This is a genomic window from Bacteroidota bacterium (assembly GCA_019637975.1).
Lineage (GTDB): Bacteria > Bacteroidota > Ignavibacteria > UBA10030 > UBA6906 > CAADGV01.
Genome location: JAHBUR010000017.1, coordinates 58,970 through 78,361 on the forward strand (window position 1 = coordinate 58,970; position 19,392 = coordinate 78,361).

Genomic DNA, 19,392 nt, shown 5'->3' on the forward strand with positions numbered 1-19,392 from the left:
GTTGCATTGCCATTCGGAACCCTTTTCTCTATATTTTTCCTTAAGAATAATGCCACAAAGGAACCAAGAACTCGAAGGATTCACAAAGGATTGGAGGAGACTGGGATTTGTGAATTCTTCGTTACTTGAGTCTTTGTGGCTTCATCCGTACATAAAGTACAGACATCTGAACTGAGGAAAGGTGGCGTTATGGCTCTCTCAAAGAAAGCAAAAATCTGGATCATAATTCTAGGTATCCCCGTTGTGTTGATTCTCGGCGCAATCGGCGTTCTGAAATTCTACTTTACAAACGAGCGACTGAAAGCCCTTCTGATTCCGCAAATCGAATCGGCCACCGGACGGCAAGTCACCATCAACGATATCAGTCTGAACATCTTCCCCGCCATTGCTTTGGACGTCCGCGGTCTCACGATTGCCAACAAGGCGGGCTTTTCCGAGAAGCCGATGCTAGCCCTCGACAGAATGTTGGTTGATGTGAAGCTGCGTCCCTTGTTTGACAAACGAGTTGAGATTTCATCCCTCCTCCTCGAAAAGCCGAGCTTGATCCTTGAGACAAATGCTGACGGGTCGGTGAATTACAGGGAGAAAGCCGCTCCGGGCGCTGACGAGCCTGCGCCGACGGGCGAACCTGCAAGCATAGCCGGAGTCCTCCTCTCCGACCTTCGCATCATCAACGGATATATCGAGCTGGTTGACCGCCGCTACAATTCGAAGCAGGTGTACGGTGGTTTCCACGAGCAGGCGAGCGTTGATTTCAATCCCTCCACCAACATTGCACGCATCGAAAGCAAAACCGCCATTGATTCGTGGAACTACGGTTCTCTAACCTCGATGCTTATCACCGATTGGCGCATCACCGCTGACGCAACGCTTCTCTTCGATGTAGCGAAAAACCATCTCACCATCGAAAACGGCAAGGGTTTTTTGAACGGCATTCCGATGGATGTTTCGGGAATGGTGGATATGATGGACAAGCCGACGATGGATCTGGCGATTGAAGCAAAGAATGTGAATGTTGCACAGCTTCTGAATCTGACTCCGCGGGAGTATGTGGAGAAGATCAAAGGCGTGAAAGGAAACGGCGAGGTAGAGGCGAAGTTCCTCATCAAAGGAATGTACGACAGCGAAACACAGACGCTGCCCGACATTACAGGCAACATCAACTCGACGAACGCGTCCATTCAGTATCCCGATATCCCGAAGCCGATCACGAATATCAACATCGTTTCTGATTTTGTCAGAACAAAAACAACGCAGGAATTCCACATCCGAAAACTCTCCGCCAATCTCGGGCAGAATCCCATTTCGGCGACTGTTGATGTGGTGAACTTCGATGATCCCTCGCTGACCATGGCAATCAATGCGGCATTGAATCTTGCCGAGGTGAAAGACTACTATCCCGTTGAGGCGGGCACGACACTCAGCGGCAACATGAAAGCCAACGTTAACATTGCCGGGAAAACAAGCAACCCAGACGCGATGAAGGCGTCCGGCAATATGGAATTCCAAAGCGTCACGATTGCGACAGCAACAAGCAAGAATCCGGTAAAGGATATGAACGGCACGATTACGTTCAACAACCAGATTCTTGAATCGAAGAAACTTTCGATGACGATCGGCAAATCGGATCTGGCGCTGGCGTTCACCGTCAGAAATTATCTTTCGATGATGTCGGATAAAAAAGATGCGCCGAAAGCGACGGCGAATGCGTCGCTCACCTCCAATCGGCTCTTTACTTCCGACATCATGAGTGATGACGAGACGAAGCCTGCGGGTGGCACAGCTCAACCGAAACAGGCAAAAGCGGCAATGCCTCTGCCAAATGTTGACATGGACATTGCAGCAAACATCGGCACGTTGACCATGCAGAAGTTTGAGATGAAAGATGTACGCGGCACGATGAAAATCGCCAACGGCATCATCAATATGCAGAACCTGACGATGAAGATGTTCGACGGCGCGATTGCGAGCAAGGGCTCGATCAATCTGCAGAATCCGGAACGTCCAACGTTCAACCTGAATCTTGACATGAGCAGCCTCAACGCGAACACGGCATTGTCCTCGTTTACATCGTTCGGGCAAAGACTGCTGGGCGATCTGAATATGAACATCCAGATCAACGGAGCGCTGGATGATACGCTTGGGCTTATACCATCCTCGCTGAATGCGAGCGGCAAAGCCGGTGTCAACAACGGCAAGGTGCAAGGCGTGAAAGTGAATCAGCAAATTGCGAGTCTGCTCAGTGTTCCGGATGTAGCGGAAATCAATTTCAAGGATTGGGTGAATGCGTTCAGCATCAAAGACGGGCGGGTTAACATCCCCGACTTGAATATTGCAGCCCTCGGTGCCGACTACACAATCGCCGGCTCACAAGGATTGGACGGGTCGATGGATTTCAAGATGGCGATGCTGCTTTCCGAGGCAACGTCGGCAAAGGCGAGTGTTCCGGGATTTGCAGGCGAAGCGCTGAATGCGTTGAAGGAACCTAACGGCAGATTGAAGCTCGATTTCCTCGTTGGTGGAAGCGCCGATAACCCGAAAGTCCAGCTTGACACACAATCGCTGCAGGCCCGTGCCGCCGAGTTCGCAAAATCAAAGCTCGACGCCGAGAAGCAAAAACTGCAACAGAAACTTGAGGATGAGGCGAAGAAAAAAGGGGGGGATCTTCTCAAGGATTTGCTCAAGAAGAAATGAGGACATATCCGTAGGGACGTTCAATTGAACGTCCCTGCACCTACCGTGAAGACCATCCGCCCTAAACAATCCCTCGGACAGAATTTCTTGCGCGATGAGAACATCGCCCGGAAGATCGTAGGCTCGATGAACATTCAGCCCGGCGATCTCGTTCTCGAAATCGGACCCGGAGAAGGGGCACTCACCAAGTATCTCGCACAACAAACCAACGGACTGATAGCAGTTGATTTAGACCGGCGAGCCGTTGATCATATGCACGGGTTGTTTCCCGGCGGAGAAGTGGAAATTCTCCATCAGGATTTTCTGGAATCAGATTTCGGGGGGATTCTCAGGAAGCGTACAGCAGCACAACTTCGCATCATCGGCAACATTCCGTACAACATTACCAGCCCGATTCTCTTTCATATCCTGGATCATCGTCAGCACGTGGGGGATGCAACGCTGATGATGCAGAAGGAAGTAGCGAAGCGGTTGGTGGCGAAGCCGGGCACGAAAGACTACGGTATTCTCGCCGTGTTCTGCCAACTGTTTGCCGATGTCGAGCTATTGTTCGATGTTTCGGCAAAGTGTTTCTTCCCTCCTCCCAAAGTCACATCGTCGGTCGTTCGCATGAAGATGCTCGGGGCGCCCCGCTATCCGGTCAACGACGAGGTATTCTTCCGGAAGATGGTCCGCTCCATTTTCGGGAAGCGACGGAAGACGCTGCGCAATTCGCTGGGGTATTTCCTCGACCCTCTCCCTCACTTGCCGGAACGTTTCGATTTAACGAGACGGCCGGAAAACTTGTCGCTTCGTGAATTGGCAGAGTTGGGAAACATGCTTGCAACACAGAGAGAATAGAAGGCGACGTGTCCGGCCTCAAACACCGGCGTTTTTTCGGTTGCTTCTCGCTGCCTCATCGGCTATATTTTTCTAATAGAACCACGCCTGTTTCGCGACAGGGGATTCATTGACCGTTACAAGGAAAGTGACGATGAAAAATGTGTTTGCGATTGCAGCAATGTGCTGCCTCATTTCGGTTTTGCAGAACAACACGGCTGCCCAGTACGCCGACGGTTTCTGGCAGGACGTTGCCGAGTCAGCGATCTCGCCTTCGGGTGAGCGACTGATTATTCCGGTCGCATACAGAACCGTAACGTTAAATTTGCCAGGACTGACTGGTCTTCTGTCTCAGGTTCCCTGGGAGGAGAACGTGCGGGCTTACCATTCACAGGTTCTGCTCAGCCTTCCGCTTCCCGATGGATCGTTCGGACGCTTCCGCATTGTTGAGTCTCCGATCATGGCACCGGAACTTGCCGTACGCTATCCCGAAATCAGAACCTATCTCGGTCAAGGAATCGACGATCCGACGGCAACCGTCCGTTTCGATGTAACACCGCGGGGATTTCACGCAATGATACTCTCCGCCGGGCCGACCGTCTACATTGACCCGTACAGTCGCGGCACTACGCAGCACTACATCAGCTATTATAAACATGCAGTACTTTATGAAGAAGCACGCCGGTTTGAAGAGATCGGGGTTGAAGATCCGGACGGGCACATGGCGGCAGAGATTGCTTCGCTCGTAGCGGCAAATCGCTTTACATCAATCGGCGAACAGTTGCGGACATACCGGCTGGCGTTGGCGTGTACCGGTGAGTACGCGACATTTCACGGAGGCACGAAGCCGCTCGTACTTGCGGAAATGGTTACCGCAATGAACCGCGTGAGCGGCATCTACGAACGCGAGGTGGCAGTCCGCATGGTCTTGATTCCGAACAACGATACATTGATCTATCTGAACGCGGCAACGGATCCTTACACCAATAACAGCGGCTCGACGATGTTGGGCCAGAATCAAACAACCCTTGACAACATCATCGGGAATGCGAACTACGACATCGGCCATGTGTTCAGCACAGGAGGAGGAGGCATTGCGGGACTCGGCGTTGTCTGCCGTACAGGCAACAAGGCTCGCGGTGTTACGGGGCTCCCCTCACCTATCGGCGATCCGTTTTACGTTGACTATGTTGCCCATGAAATGGGGCATCAGTTCGGGGCAAATCATACGTTTAACGGCAGCTCCGGATCGTGCAGCGGCGGAAACCGGAATGCCTCGACGGCGTACGAACCCGGAAGCGGCTCCACGGTTATGGCATACGCGGGTATTTGCAGTCCGCAGAACATTCAAAACGCCAGCGACGATTACTTCCACGCCGTCAGCATCGACGAGATTGTCGCTTACACAACAACTGGCTCGGGCGGAGGCTGTCCTGCGGTTACATCAACGGGGAACAATGCCCCGACCGTTGATGTCCCGGGACTCGGGATAACAATTCCGTTGGGAACGCCGTTCTTCATGCCGGGGTCGGCATCGGATTTCGAGAATGATCCGCTCACGTACACGTGGGAAGAGTTCGACCTTGGACCGGCGGGACATCCCAACACACCGAGCGGCAATGCGGCAATCTTCCGCAGTTTCAAAGGTACAATTGCGGATTCCTTACGCTACTTCCCGCGCATGTCCGACATTCGCAACAACACCCAAACGATGGGTGAAATTCTTCCAAGTTATGCGCGCACTCTCACCTTTCGCCTGACTGCACGCGACAATCGGGCAGGAGGAGGAGGAGTGGGATTTGGTTCCACCGCAATTACGGTAAGTAGTGCGGGGCCGTTCATAGTCACATCCCCGAATACTTCCGTCACGTGGCTCAGAAACTCCGTGGATACCGTGAGATGGAACGTTGCGAACACGAATATTCCCCCTGTCAGTTGCACGAACGTGAATATCCTCCTCTCAACAGACGGCGGACTTACGTATCCGACGGTGCTGGCGGCAAACACACCGAACGACGGAGTTCAGGCGGTGACTATTCCGAACGTTCTGACGACCACCGCCCGCATAAAAATCGAAGCGGTGGGAAACATCTTCTTCGATATCTCGAACGTGAACTTCGCCATCGGGCCGGTCGCCTCTCCAGCGCTGGTTTCTCCCGCAAATACCGCAACGGGGATTCCCACATCCACCGCTCTCCATTGGCGCACAGCAAACGGAGCGTCGACATACCACGTGCAGTTCTCCAACGACCCCGGCTTCGGCACCCTGATTGTGAATGACTCCACACTGACGGACACCTCGCGCGCACTCAGCGGATTGAACAACAATACGTTGTACTATTGGAGAGTACGAGCGAAGAACGCCGAGGGAGTGAGCGGCTGGTCGGAATCCTGGAATTTCAGAACCATCATTGCTCCGCCCGCTGCACCGGCACTTGTGTCACCCCCGAACAATGCCGTCAACCAGCCCGTCTCTTTGACACTGCAGTGGAGTTCGGTCATCTTCGCAACGTCTTACCAGCTTGAAGTTGCTACCGATTCCGCGTTTACGGTAATAGTTGTAAGCGACTCAGTGGCAGGAACATCACGCGGAGTCACGCTCATGAATGAAGTCAAATACTACTGGCGTGTGCGTGCCCGCAACGCTGGCGGATTGGGGAACCCTTCCCCCATCTGGAACTTCACAACCGAGGCGGCGCTATCGGTGGCGGGGCGACAAGGGATTCCGTCCGATTTCCAACTGATGCAGAACTTCCCCAATCCGTTCAACCCGTCAACAGTGATCGAGTTCGCGTTACCGCGCGAAGTGAACGTGACGATGGAGGTGTTCAGTCTTATCGGGGAACGTGTTGCGTTGCTTGTTAATGAGAAGAAAACTGCAGGGTATCACTTCGTCGCATTCGATGCGAAGGGACTCGCCAGCGGATTATACATCTACCGCCTGCGAGCAGGAGATTTTATACAAACGCGAAAGCTCGTATTGTTGAGGTAGGAAATACTCGGGAATTCGTATCAAAGCCCGCTTCGGCGGGCTTTGATGTTTAATGAGATCGTGCAACGAGAGAGTTCCAACACATTTGGGCGATGCGGGCTATAATCAGCTCATTTGTCTCGTCGTTTTCCTTTGAGTTCGACACGAAGACAGCAATGGCACAGTGCCTTCCGTCGGGCAGCGTCACGATGCCAATGTCGTTTACTGCGGCCGCTACTCCTGAATTGTCACGCCCCGAAGTTCCTGTCTTGTGCGCAACGATGGTTCCCGCAGGCAGGCTGCCCCTGATTCTCTTCGGTCCGGTTGAGGTCTCGACCATGATCTTCCACAGGAAGTCGAACCCGTTTGAAGAGAGCAGGCTTCTCCGATAAAACAACTCGAGCAATTGCACGGCGGCGACCGGCGTTGTCCAATTGGTGAATTGAACATCCCAGGCTTTGTGCATTTCCTCCTCTGTCGATTTTATAGAGACATCATGAACTCCCAAACCGTGTATATATTCCTCCACTTCCTTGGTCCCTCCAACAAGTCTGAAGAGAATATCACATCCATTATTGTCACTTTGAGAGACGGTGTACGCGAGAATCTCGCTCAACGGAAGTTCGATTCCTGCATCAGGATACCTATCCCTCAAGGGGCTCCACGTATCGGGCAACAGATCCTGTTTCGTAATTCTGATTCTCTGATCGAGGGCGAACTCGCCTTCACCCACCTTATGAAGAACGGCCAGCGCGAGATGGAATTTGTAGACGCTTTGCATCGCGTAACGCGTATCGCCGCCAACGACTACTAATTCCCCGTTGTCGAAATCCATGATTGCAACACCAACATCGGCCTGCTTTGTTTTGAGAAATTCCTCAATATCGGTTTTCAGCCTGCCGGTTTGAGCAACGGCGGATTGAAACAGGAGGAGAGCCAGAAAGCCCGCGGCCGCAGATTTCAGGAGAATCATGGAGTCCTTTCTTTTTGATTGACGAATCCGTACTTCACAAACGCAAAACTTCCGAACGCCCGCAACGCTTCCGCCTGGGCATGCACAGTGCCGATGTCGCCCACCTTGTATCCGTCTTCCCCGCCGTGCAGGTTCCATCCGTTACGGATGCCGTTATCGCTTTCCCGATGCAGCGTAACGGTTGCCTTCCCGTGACCGTTCGTCCACACGTGGTCGAGCATACGCTCGATCTTGCCCGGCAGATCGGCGAGTTCGTCGGGCGCAAGCAGATAGGCTTCGAGCAGAAAATTCACAAACGCGCCGTTGCCATCCATATGTGTTTGGTAAAAATCGGTTTGATCGACCCAGTTTGCCTCGGGGCTCATGATATGCCGTGCAGTGGCAACGGCAATCTTCCTGTACTTCTCGTCATTCGTCGCACGATACAGGGCTGCTGCCACGGCACAGTATCCGGTTCCATGCCACGGTAACTCTTTGCCGAACGCCGCACGGCCCGGTCGCCCCTCCCATCTTCCGTTTCCCTTGTACAGAGTCTTTTCGACGCCCGGTATGTGGCCATCACCGTTCCACACAAGCAGCGCATCGTCGAGATAGCGCTGTTCTCCCGTTGCGTTGAAGAGCAAGCAGGCAACCGTCACCATCTGATTCATATTGCTGTTGGTAAAGATCGGCTCGTTCACGCGCGCAGCAGGGGGCCAATTGTACCATGTCCAGAACCCTTCGTGGTTGGAAAGCCGCCCCTCCTTGCGTGCGCCGTCGTAGCGCTTCGCGGCATTCGTTACGAGCGGCGTGTTGATCTTTCCGGTAACATCCCACCACTTGAGTTCTGCCAGCGCAGCCCATGCCCTGTCGTCCACCCAGTATCCGTTGTCGAGTCTGGTCAGATTCCGCTCGACGATATGATACCGCAGCAGCGTGCTGTCCCGCGTCACAGCAAACAGAAACGCATCGCCGATTGCTCCGTACGCCCCTTCCCAACCGGGAGTGTAGACGCGGTGGAAGAGTTTTCCGATTGCGTAGGCACGTTGAAGCCAGAGTTCGGCAGGTTCATATTGCTGTGAGATTGCAGGGACCGGTTGACCGGGGGCCGTCTTCCCTTCTTGCCTCGAAAGATAAATGATAGCCGCAACCAGAAGAATAGCACCAACCGCGAACAGGATTATCGTTGCATTTCCAATTCGCGAAACGACTTGCTCCTTGTTATACCTCTTTGTTTTCGACAGCTTCGTCAATTCTTTACCAATGTCATGATCATATTGCGCGGACTAAGGGAACTGCCCGCCTCACTCAACGAATCAACAAGAATTTCCTTGTTGCACTTGATTTTTCTGTCTGCAACTTGTACACATACACCCCGCTCGCGAAACCGCCCGCAGAGAACTTCACGGACTTGAACCCCGGAATCTGAACATCATCCACCAACGTTGCGACCTCCCGGCCCAGAACGTCAAACACTCTAAGCGTAACATGTCCGCCTGTTAAAAGTTGATAGCTGATGGTCGTGGCCGGATTAAACGGATTCGGGTAATTCTGATGAAGAACAAATGCATCCGGCACAATCTGTCCGGGATTCACGGATGTCAGTTGAATGAACGGCGAGTAGAAAACCGTGCCGAACACCGCGCTATCAGGCCGGTGGTAAATCCAGCTCTCGATTACCAGAGAATCGTTCGACCCCCAGTAGTTGTTTTGGGCGGCAATATCTTGTGTACCGTTGTTGTACAGTTGATAGATGGTGCCGCCGTTATTATTGTTGTCGAATATATTCTTGCCGTCGTCCGTCGTGTCGGCATTGGTAAGATCGCCAATCACCGGTTTCGGCGAATTGTTGAGTCCGGCTGAAGAGACGATCGTGATACCCCAGTAATTGTCTTTCAGGATATTCCCTGTGATAATCGGAGAGTTGGATGGCCCGCCGGTCTGAATCGTGATTCCGCTTCCTGAAACAAGCGGATCGGGATTAATGCGGTTGTTCTCGATACGATTGTAGCGGATGATCGGGCGCAACGTTCCCCCGGCACTCAATCCCTGTACAACAATCCCAAAACTGTTGTTGTGGAGATAGTTGTGCTCGACAAGCGCATTGCACACATCGCTGCCGGTTAGGGTCACAAGACTGATTGCTCCCGCCCGGAAATAATTCTGATTGTAGATTTCATTTCCGCGGATGATCGGATTGTTCGTTCCCTGCCCACCAATGGCAATCGCATTGCGGGCTCCGGTATTTTGATAGTTGTTGTACCGGAACAGATTGTCTTCAATGAGAGGCGACGAATTGACGTTGGCGGTGATCGCGGATTGGCGATTGTACTCAAACACGCAATCCCTGATCGTCGGGCTTGCTTCGAAGCAACGAACGGCGTTCGTGCTGTTCTTGGTAAAGAGGGAGTTCGAGATTGTTGTGTTGGCGTTGAAGCAATACACAGCGTCCACCGCGTTCATGATCCTGCAATAGGAGATCACACAGAGAGAATCAACCGACGTATCATCAAACCGGAAGCCGCGATACCAGCCCGCACTGTCAACGCTGCCTTTTACAATAATCGAGTCGGTTGCCGTTCCGATGGCGCGCAGGATGCCAAAGACTGTGAAGCCTTTTCCCGTTCCTTGTGTGACAGTAACGACGGATCCCGGCACAATATCCAGCCTGTCGTTTGCCGAGATTGTGATCGTATCCGTCATCGTGTAGTCGGGAAAGGTACCCGTCAGCGTGCCGCCGGAAAACACAACGAGACTGTCAAGATTCCACTGCACGCCAGTGTTGGGCGTCGTATAGCCCGCGAAGGCGTGACCGGTGATGATCGAAACAAACAGAATGAAGAGAGTTCTTAGCATAGGGGTTCGTTCGAAATGAATGTAGCTCGATAAAATGTAGGGACTGAGGCAACCAACTGCAACATTCGCAACACATCAACGGGGTTCAAGCAACACCATCGTCTCCATTGTTGCGGTTCCGGGAAACATGTCGAAGGGTACGGCACGTGCCGGCTTGTACCCGTGCCTCTCCCACCGTTTCAGCTCGGTTGCAATCAAATCAATCTCGCAGAAAATGTGAAGCACGCGCCGGGGTTGTTTCGCGGCAATACCCTCGATAACACCAGCTGACGTCCCTTTGCGGGGAGGGTCGAGAAGCACAATATCATGCTTCCGTATACTCGACATGATTCGCTCAAGTGATTCGTCGTTGATATCACTTCGGATGAAGCGAACGTTGGGTACTTTTTGCCGCTTTGCGTTGGCAATTGCTGATTCAACTGACAGAGCCGACACTTCTACCGCAATCACAGAATCCACGCTTCCGGCAAGACACAACCCGAACAATCCGTATCCGCAATACAAATCGAACAACGTTGATTCCTTGGCCGGTTGCAGAAGTTGATCTGCGGTGTGAACCATCTTTTCAAGAATCGCCTGATTGATCTGTGAGAACGAGAGCGGCGAAAACAGGAAACTCCTCCCCATTGTCCGGTGGAAGATCTCGGGTTTGCCGAACAGTTTCTTGAACCTCGGCCGTGAGTCCGGACTCCTCGAACCAAGATAGTACCCAGGACTTGTCGTATCCTCATACATGAACACACCGGTGATGCTCCCACTTTTTTTCGTGAGGGATTTGGAGAGCGTGTTGGCAGCGTGAACGGCTTCGGGGGAGATATCATTTACATTAAAAATGACAGTTTGTTCCGAGTAGTTTCCTTTGATCACCACATGATTCAGGACTTTCGCGAGTTTCTTGGCATACGGTTTGGAAATACTCTCTTGAATATGCTTGTAGATAGTGCTATGCGCGCTCGGTTCGATGGCACATCGCATAACTGGAAACGGCTTCAGTTCACCTGCTTCGTTCGGGCTGATGAGTCCGAGCCGGACAGAATCACGAAACGAGAACATACGGCGCTTTGTTGTGGTGCGGTACTCTCTGCCGAGAGGGGATCGGATGAGCGGGTCAAGGCGGCATGAAACCCTCAGCGTCTTCCAGAATTTCTGCAATGCCTCATTCTTCAATACGGCTTCCGCATCGTACTCCAGATTCACGGCATGACACAGCCGGCATCGTTGCCCGGTCGGAGACTGGCATTCGCCTTCGCCGAGCAGGCGGGGAGAAATCTGTGCTGCTGTAATGGTTGAGAAGAGAACCTCTTCAAATAGCTGCATGAACTCTTTCGATGCGAGACGGATACCGGCTCGTCTCAACAGGTGCACATTAATGGGAAAGTTGGTGAAGTGATTTTTCGAGCAGGGGCAACATCTCTCGAATCTCGGCCAGCGAGACTGCTCCCACGGAAAGTCTGAACCATCCTGACTCTTCATTCATTCCGAACGCCTGAAACGGCACAATGGCCAATCCCGCGTGATGCAAGAGGTAGCGGCGTATGTCCTCGTTTGTGTCAAGCATGTCGCCCGACGGTGTCTTTCTTCCGTTCAACGCGAAGCGGGCTGTCAAATATATCGCGCCCATCGGAGTAATCGCATCGACCGGCAAGCCCTGCTTGCGTAACAAGAGAAGGCCCTTGTACAAGGCATCAAGTCGTGATTGCAGTCCCGCCTTCATTTTCTTGTGGTATGCTTTGACCTGATCGGTGGCGCTCAGGAGTTTGGCTACCGCGACTTGCTCGGCACGCGGCGCCCATGCCCCGACATGCCCGATGATGCTCGACATTTTCTGAACTACATCCGGCGGACCGACAACCCAGCCGACGCGAACTCCCGTTGCGGCAAACGGTTTTGAAATGCCGTCAACGAAAACCGTGTACGGCTCCATTTCGGGACGCAGAGTTACCGGATTGTAATGCACGGTCGCGCCGAATGTCAGCATCCAATATACTTGATCATACATTACAAACAGCGGTCGCTCATCGTGTCCGCGGCGCGCATTCTCCTCCAACACAAGATCGCAGATTTCCTCCAGCGCCTCTTTGCTGAACGCCGTTCCGGTCGGATTCAGCGGAGAGTTGAGGGCAAGCAATCGTGCTCCACGAATATGCGGCTCGAGATCTTTTCGTGTGGGGAGAAAAGCGTTTTCGCTGTTACAGATAACAGGTACGCCTTGCGCCCCGACCTGATGGCAGTAGTGATTATTGTTCCACGACGGAACCGGATACAGGACACGATCTTCCGGGTCAACAACTGCGCGATACGTGCCGTAGATTCCCGGACGCGACCCGCCGGTCACAAGCACGGATTCCAAAGGATATTTCAGATTGAGCCACCGTTCATAGAAGACAAGAATGGATTTCTTCAGCGGCAGCATACCATCGGAAGGAGGGTAATTCGTTTCGCCGCGCTTCAATGCTTCCCTGATATTCTCTTCTAAGAATTTCGGGATTCTGAATTCCGCAGGACTGAAATCGCCTACCGTAAGATTGCAGATGGTTTTCCCTTCCGCCACCATGCCGCGAATATCTGCAGCAATTTTCAGAATCTCCGACCCGATCAAACCCCCGGCCATCGCCGAGACCCGACGCGCTGCACGGTGGGAAACGTTTCGCTCCGCCTTAACAAGATGTTCTTTCTGCATAAGGTGTCTCCGTCGTGGAAGTTACCTGTGTCTGGAAATGAATATAGTGTTTTCACGATGAAGAAGGAACGGAGCGAGGAATCGCGAAGGGGACACTGCACGGACGATTGTAGAAACAACAAGGCCCACACATTATCAGAACGGCATGAGGTGAGCAGAACTTCCAGAATCTGACGAAACTCTTATGGCATATTCATTGAACCTATGTGAGCAAATCGGATTCCTACGACTGCCTTGGAATGTGTACATGAAACAACTTAGCGAAATTCGTTCGTCGTACCAATTCAAACTCATTGCTGCATTTGCTGTTCCGTGGTTAGCCGTTGTTGTGTTCGGGCTAACGTTCTATCCCGGGAAGCAGAAGGCATTCAGCACAGAGGCGGCACTCAAGCAGGCGCTGACGCTGAGTGAAATGCTTGCGTTCTCTGTCGGCACCGGACTCACGGAAAACAACTATGAAATGGTTGAACGTGCTTTTGAATGGACAAAAAAGGATAGCAATGTCTCGTATGTGACTATCCAGGACGAGGGGGACAGTTCCATTCTTGCATATAATCCCCGGCAATCAGCCGTAGGAAAGAGTTCAAAGCTCTTCACCGAGAGGCTTATTGATATTGGCGAGTCAAGCATCACTGTGTATACGCCTGTTGCAAATCAGTCGCGCAGATTAGGAACGATCATACTGGAATATTCGCTGGATCTTTATCAGAATGAGATTGCCGATCAGCGCCTTGTCTCCATAATCGTCAGCAGCATTATCTTTGCGATAGGACTCTATGGCATCGTTTTGCTTGCTCGAGAAGCGGCGAAAGTCCGGCAATACAACAAGGGCTTGATCAAGGCAACAGCACGGGCAACCGAGCAGGCAAAAATGCTCGAAGTGAAAGCAGCAGAACTGGAACAAGCCCGGAAGACTGCGGAACGGAATGCCAAACACAAATCGGAATTTCTGGCTAATATGAGCCACGAAATCCGGACGCCGATGAACGGCATTCTCGGCATGACGGAGCTTGCGCTCGACACCAATCTTTCGGTGGAGCAGAAGACATATCTCGATACCGTGAAGAGTTCGGCGGAAGCGCTTCTGACAATCATCAATGACATTCTCGATTTCTCGAAGATCGAATCCGGCAAGCTTGAACTTGAATCCACCGAGTTTGACATCCGCGACACCATCGGGCTCGTGTTGAAAGCGCTGGCTGTTCGTGCGCATCAGAAAGACCTTGAACTTGTCTGCAATATCGCATCCGATGTCCCGATGCGCGTAATCGGCGATCCGGTTCGCATCAATCAGGTTATCACAAACCTCGTGGGCAACGCCGTTAAATTTACCGAGCGGGGGGAAATCTCACTCAATGTGCATTGTGAGACCCTTGGAGATGATTCTGTTGTGCTCCGATTTTCCGTCAAGGACACCGGTATCGGCATCCCGGCCGACAAGATGAAACGCATATTCGAGCCGTTCTCGCAAGCAGATCATTCCGTGACGCGAAGATTTGGCGGAACAGGACTCGGCCTCACCATCTCGCAGCAACTCATAGAGATGATGGGGGGGAAGCTTGCTGTAGAAAGCGAAGTCGGCAAGGGAAGCACATTCCACTTTGCTTCACATTTCGGATTACGGCAACAGCAGCCTGCACGCTTCGTCGCTCCTGCCGAACTTTCGCTCGACGGACTTCCGGTACTCGTGGTGGACGACAATGCCACCTCCCGGTATATTCTCGAAGTCATGCTCTCCAACTGGCGCATGAAGCCGCGCCTTGTGGATGGAGGCCGTGCCGCTCTTGAAGAGATGGATCGAGCCAGAAAGCACGGAACGCCCTTTGCGCTGATGCTGCTTGATATCATCATGCCGGACATGGACGGTTTCGAACTCGCACAGGAAATGCAACATCGCGGACTGATGACGGAAACGCATGTCATCATGCTCTCGTCGTCAACTCAAAAAGGAAATGCCGACCGTTGCAGGGCATTGGGCATCCATACATATTTGAAGAAGCCGATCATTCAATCAGAGCTGTTCGACGCGATCATTGAAACGCTGCACGCACATCCCACAGTCGTGGCCAACACGGCACACAAGGTCGTAACAAACGGACCAAAGCTTCAACGTCCGCTATATCTTCTCCTTACGGAAGACAATCCCGTCAACCAGATGTTTGCCATTGCTATTCTCGAGAAGAAGGGGCATCGCGTGCGGGTTGCAAACAACGGGCAGGAGGCAATCGACATTCTCAACAAGGAACAGTTCGATGCAGTGTTGATGGATATTCAGATGCCCGTGCTAGACGGGTTGGAGGCAACACGCCGGATTCGCGCTGCTGAAGAAGGAACGAACAGGCATATCCCCATCATTGCCATGACTGCACACGCAATGGAACGCGACCGTGAAGAATGCCTGCACGTCGGCATGGACAACTACATCTCGAAACCGATTCGTACCGAGCATCTCTTTGAAATCCTCGACGGCATTGCGCCCTCCGTTGAGATACCGGACGCGCAGCAACCCGCGCAGGTCGCCGCCGGCCCGATGCTGACATTTGAAAAACCTGTACACGGTACAGACTCTGTCATTGAAGATCCATCAGTATTTGATCGAGCAGACGCTGTTGAACAATGTCTCGGCAGCAACGAGATGTTGACGCAGCTGGCTCGTGTCTTCCTGCAGAACGCTGATCAGATGATGGCTGCAATCGACTCAGCGATCAACGATCAGGATCCGAAGGCCCTTCACCGTTCGGCACACACGTTGAAAGGTGCCGTGGGAAATCTTGCAGCCAAGAAGACGTACGACGCAGCGCTGCAACTCGAACAAATGGGCCGCAACAATAACCTACGTGGTGCTGTCGAAGGGTTTGAGCGACTCCGACAACATCTCCGGCAGTTGAGACTTCATCTGCAGGAATTCGAGCAGGTTGCTGCATAATCGATCAGGACAAATGTATCATGATACAATCAGAAAAGACACGAATTCTCATAGCGGAAGATGAGCCCACCCAGGCTCTTAAGCTGCAATTCATTCTTCAGCAAAGCGGCTATGAGGTTTCCGTTGCGGAAAACGGCATGCACGCGCTCGATTTGATCAGACAGCAGCCCCCTGCTCTTGTCATCAGTGATATCATGATGCCTGTGATGCATGGCTATGAACTCTGCAGGGCGATTCGAGCCGATGAATCGTTGAAGAATATGCATGTCATTCTCCTGACTTCGCATTCAAACCCAACAGACGTGCTCCACGGATTGGAATCAGGAGCGGACTCTTTTGTGACCAAGCCCTACAATGCAAAGAGTCTCCTCGCCCGCGTCCACCAGATCTTGTCAACCACGGCCGAAGGAACTTCCGGCAATGCGCGGCCAACCGTCGATATTACCTTCGACGGGGAGAAGTACTCCATCAACTCCAGCCGGCAACAGATACTCAATTTCTTCGTCTCGACCTATGAGTCGATGATTCAGAAAAATGCCGAGCTGGCAAAGGCCCGCGACGAGTTGCAGTCGCTCAGCGAAAATCTCGAACGCAAAGTCGGGGAGCGAACACAGTGGCTGCAGGAAGAAATCAAGGAACGTCAACGCGTCGAAGAACAGATTCGCGAGCAAGCCGCCCTTCTTGACAAAGCGCAGGACGCGATTGCTGTTCACGATCTCGAGGGAAATATCGTGTACTGGAACGAAAGCGCCACTCGAGTATATGGTTGGGGCGCTGACGAAATCATCGGAAAGAACGCGGAAGAGATTCTCTACAAGGAAGTGTCGACTGCAGCCGCCAATAGTCCCCTCAGACGGGCCCTCGAAAACGGCGAGTGGAGCGGCGAGCTCAAGCAAACGACCAAAGACGAAAAAGATATCACAGTACAGAGCCGATGGACGCTCGTTCGCGACAACAACGGTGAGCCCAAGTCCTTACTGGTAATTAACTCTGATATCACCGAAAAGAAGCGACTCGAGGCACAAGTCCTGCGCACGCAGCGTATGGAAAGCATCGGCACGCTTGCCGGCGGTATTGCACACGACTTGAACAATGTGCTCTCGCCGATTCTGCTGTCCGTCAACCTCCTTGAACGAAAACTTCCGGACGAGCAAAGCAAGCAAATTCTCAAACTCGTTGAATCGAGCGCGAGGCGCGGCGGCGCCCTGGTAAAACAGGTGCTGACGTTTGCCCGGGGGTTTGAGGGAGAGCGGACGTTGATGTCTCTCTCTCATATCATTAAAGAGTTACAGACTTTTGCCACTCAATCGTTCCCGAAAACGGTTGAGCTTAAAACCAATTGGACAAAGAACCTGTGGAACATCCATGGTGACCCGACGCAAATTCATCAGGTGTTGCTTAACCTGTGCGTGAATGCCCGCGATGCCATGCCTCACGGCGGCAGCGTCAGAATCTCCGCGGAGAACACAACGCTTGACCGGAACTATGCCGCCATGAATCCGGAGGCGAAACCGGGTCTCTATGTCGCCCTGAAAGTGAAGGATACGGGCACGGGAATCCCGCCGGAGGTGCTGGAGAGAATTTTCGAGCCCTTCTTCACAACGAAAGAGGTCGGAAAAGGAACAGGAATAGGCTTGTCAACACTCCACGCAATCGTCAAAGGGCACGGCGGGTTCGTGACGGTTCAGACAGAGGTAGGTAAAGGAACTGAGTTCTCTGTTTACCTTCCCGCGGTTGAATCAACAGCGGGTGAATTTGCCGACTCGCAAGAACAAGCAATTCCGGATGGCGCGGGTGAGCTTGTGCTGGTTGCCGAAGACGAGCCTGTAATCCGCGAGATTACGAAGGATTCACTTGAGCGGCATGGCTACAAAACAGTCATTGCCACAGACGGCATTGAGGCACTCTCGCTCTATCTCCAGCATAAGGACGAAATCAAATTGGTGGTATTGGATATGATCATGCCGTACATGGACGGACCGGCAACCATTCGTGCGCTTGAAAAGATGAACCCCAATGTGAAGGTCCTTGCGGTAAGCGGTTCGACGGAGAAATTCAAGCTTGCGGAAGCAGCCGCTCGTAAGCCTCTCCGCTTCCTTCCGAAGCCATACACAACAGACAAACTGCTGAGCGTGATGGATGAGGTGCTGCACGAAGCCGCATAGATAGGTTTCTTCTCCCTCAAACGTCTTGCACGCGAGAGGGATTGGAACGGTGGCCGTTAGTGGGGGACTGGCGGCCACCATTTTTTTATCCTTATTCCCAACAATCAGCCCCGACAGGTCCACTGCCCGTCGGGACTGCGTGTTCTTCTGCCGGCTATCTCCAAACGGCCAGCAACCCTCCCATCAATACCATGCAGAGGAAGTTGTATCCCATGCTGATGAGATACAGGCCTGTTTTCCGAAATTCAAATGTAACCGATTGATAGGCAGTCGTAACAACCATACCGATACACAACATTCCGCCGATTTTCATTCCCTGGAGAAACGTCTTCGATGCCGTGTAGTGGACAAAGTAGTCCATCACGTATGCAAGAACAATGCACATCACAAACGTAACGCCGTACATCATGGCCGGATTCGTTGAGGACTTGCGAATCTCCTCCTCCGTTTTTCCCACCAACGCCATCCACTGTCGGGCAAACAATAGATTCGAATACCAGAGTCCACCCAGCATCATCGGGATGATTGCAGCCACGATGATTGCAAGCCAGTTGATACCTGAATGAGGCATAGCAGTGTTCCTTTTTATGTTGTGAGAGATCTGTAATTCCCCACCCACATCCTCTTCAACAATTCCAGAAAAGCTACCGGCGTCGCGGACGATTTTTCCTTGCCTTCGCCGCCTTCTTCTTTTTCGGTGTTGCCTTCTTCTTTGCGACTTTCTTCTTTGCCCTTTTCTTCGGTTTCGGGGGTTCACTCTTCACAATCCCGATCGTGTTGCCGTCCGGATCGCGAAACATCGCCATCGTAACCATGCCGGGAATTTCCATCGGCGGCATGACGATGGTTCCACCGAGACCCACGGCCTTATTCAGGGTCTCCTGCAGATCAGGAACTTCCGCGTAGAATGTAACGGGTGGAGCCGGCTGGCTCGGATCGTTTTGCCCGATACCGCCTTGAGCCCCTTTCGAACTACCGGTGCTGACAAGTCCGTAGTGCATCGGATTGTTCGCGTTAACACTCCAACCGAAAAGTTTCGAGTAGAATTCCTGCAATTGATCGGCATTGTTGGAATTGATTTCCCAGTGAACAACGGGTGCACCCATAGCAGTACTCCTTTATTATTTGAGGGGATGTTGGATTATGTGATGATGAAGAGTGTGAAGTCGAATACGTTTTATTCGTGTGCTGGTTGCAGGTCAGAAATGGCGTCGGTTCGCCGCCGGAATGCTCGTGAGATTATACTAAGAAGGGTTCAGCGATGCAAGAGTGAACACAGCACACTGATAATATCGCGGCCCCGAAAATGGGCCAATTGCACGAGTTTTG

At 52.4% G+C, this 19,392-nt stretch carries 12 protein-coding genes; 5 read left to right on the forward strand and 7 right to left on the reverse strand.

Annotation, left to right across the window (positions count from 1 at the left end):
* Positions 1-189 precede the first annotated feature (189 nt).
* From KF749_10945 to KF749_10955, 3 genes are all read left to right on the forward strand, one after another.
* Positions 190-2,694, forward strand: coding sequence for an AsmA family protein (locus tag KF749_10945; GenBank protein ID MBX2991669.1), 2,505 nt, complete (start codon positions 190-192; stop codon positions 2,692-2,694).
* A 45-nt stretch (positions 2,695-2,739) separates the two neighbouring features.
* Positions 2,740-3,534, forward strand: a complete 795-nt coding sequence (gene rsmA / locus KF749_10950; GenBank protein MBX2991670.1) for a 16S rRNA (adenine(1518)-N(6)/adenine(1519)-N(6))-dimethyltransferase RsmA — start codon at positions 2,740-2,742, stop codon at positions 3,532-3,534.
* A gap of 133 nt (positions 3,535-3,667) precedes the next feature.
* Positions 3,668-6,505: a T9SS type A sorting domain-containing protein gene (locus KF749_10955; protein ID MBX2991671.1), complete on the forward strand. Its 2,838-nt coding sequence runs from the start codon at positions 3,668-3,670 to the stop codon at positions 6,503-6,505.
* 49 nt (positions 6,506-6,554) lie between these two features.
* Here the strand turns inward: KF749_10955 and bla are convergent, their stop codons facing one another.
* From bla to KF749_10980, 5 genes are all read right to left on the reverse strand, one after another.
* Positions 6,555-7,457, reverse strand: coding sequence for a class A beta-lactamase, subclass A2 (gene bla / locus KF749_10960; protein ID MBX2991672.1), 903 nt, complete (start codon positions 7,455-7,457; stop codon positions 6,555-6,557).
* Positions 7,454-8,689 carry a hypothetical protein gene (locus tag KF749_10965; GenBank protein MBX2991673.1) on the reverse strand — a complete coding sequence of 412 codons (1,236 nt, stop codon included), beginning with the start codon at positions 8,687-8,689 and terminating at the stop codon, positions 7,454-7,456. Before KF749_10965 ends, bla begins: the two co-directional genes overlap by 4 nt.
* A 55-nt stretch (positions 8,690-8,744) precedes the next feature.
* Positions 8,745-10,292 carry a T9SS type A sorting domain-containing protein gene (locus KF749_10970; GenBank protein MBX2991674.1) on the reverse strand — a complete coding sequence of 516 codons (1,548 nt, stop codon included), beginning with the start codon at positions 10,290-10,292 and terminating at the stop codon, positions 8,745-8,747.
* Positions 10,293-10,367: 75 nt separating this feature from the next.
* The gene (locus KF749_10975) at positions 10,368-11,648 is read right to left on the reverse strand and encodes a class I SAM-dependent RNA methyltransferase (GenBank protein MBX2991675.1); all 1,281 of its coding nucleotides are present in this window, start codon (positions 11,646-11,648) and stop codon (positions 10,368-10,370) included.
* Between the two features lie 10 nt (positions 11,649-11,658).
* Complete coding sequence (locus KF749_10980; protein ID MBX2991676.1) at positions 11,659-12,903, reverse strand: aminotransferase class I/II-fold pyridoxal phosphate-dependent enzyme; 1,245 nt, start codon at positions 12,901-12,903, stop codon at positions 11,659-11,661.
* 316 nt (positions 12,904-13,219) lie between these two features.
* On the opposite strand from KF749_10980, the gene KF749_10985 reads away from it, so the two are divergent.
* Positions 13,220-15,898, forward strand: a complete 2,679-nt coding sequence (locus tag KF749_10985; GenBank protein MBX2991677.1) for a response regulator — start codon at positions 13,220-13,222, stop codon at positions 15,896-15,898.
* A gap of 20 nt (positions 15,899-15,918) precedes the next feature.
* Positions 15,919-18,063, forward strand: a complete 2,145-nt coding sequence (locus KF749_10990) for a response regulator (protein MBX2991678.1) — start codon at positions 15,919-15,921, stop codon at positions 18,061-18,063.
* Between the two features lie 154 nt (positions 18,064-18,217).
* On the opposite strand, the gene KF749_10995 is transcribed toward KF749_10990, so the two are convergent.
* Both KF749_10995 and KF749_11000 read right to left on the reverse strand, forming a co-directional pair.
* On the reverse strand, positions 18,218-18,634 hold the full coding sequence (locus KF749_10995) for a DUF1761 domain-containing protein (protein ID MBX2991679.1): 417 nt from the start codon (positions 18,632-18,634) through the stop codon (positions 18,218-18,220).
* Positions 18,635-18,707: 73 nt separating this feature from the next.
* Complete coding sequence (locus tag KF749_11000; GenBank protein MBX2991680.1) at positions 18,708-19,169, reverse strand: VOC family protein; 462 nt, start codon at positions 19,167-19,169, stop codon at positions 18,708-18,710.
* Between the last annotated feature and the right edge of the window lie 223 nt (positions 19,170-19,392).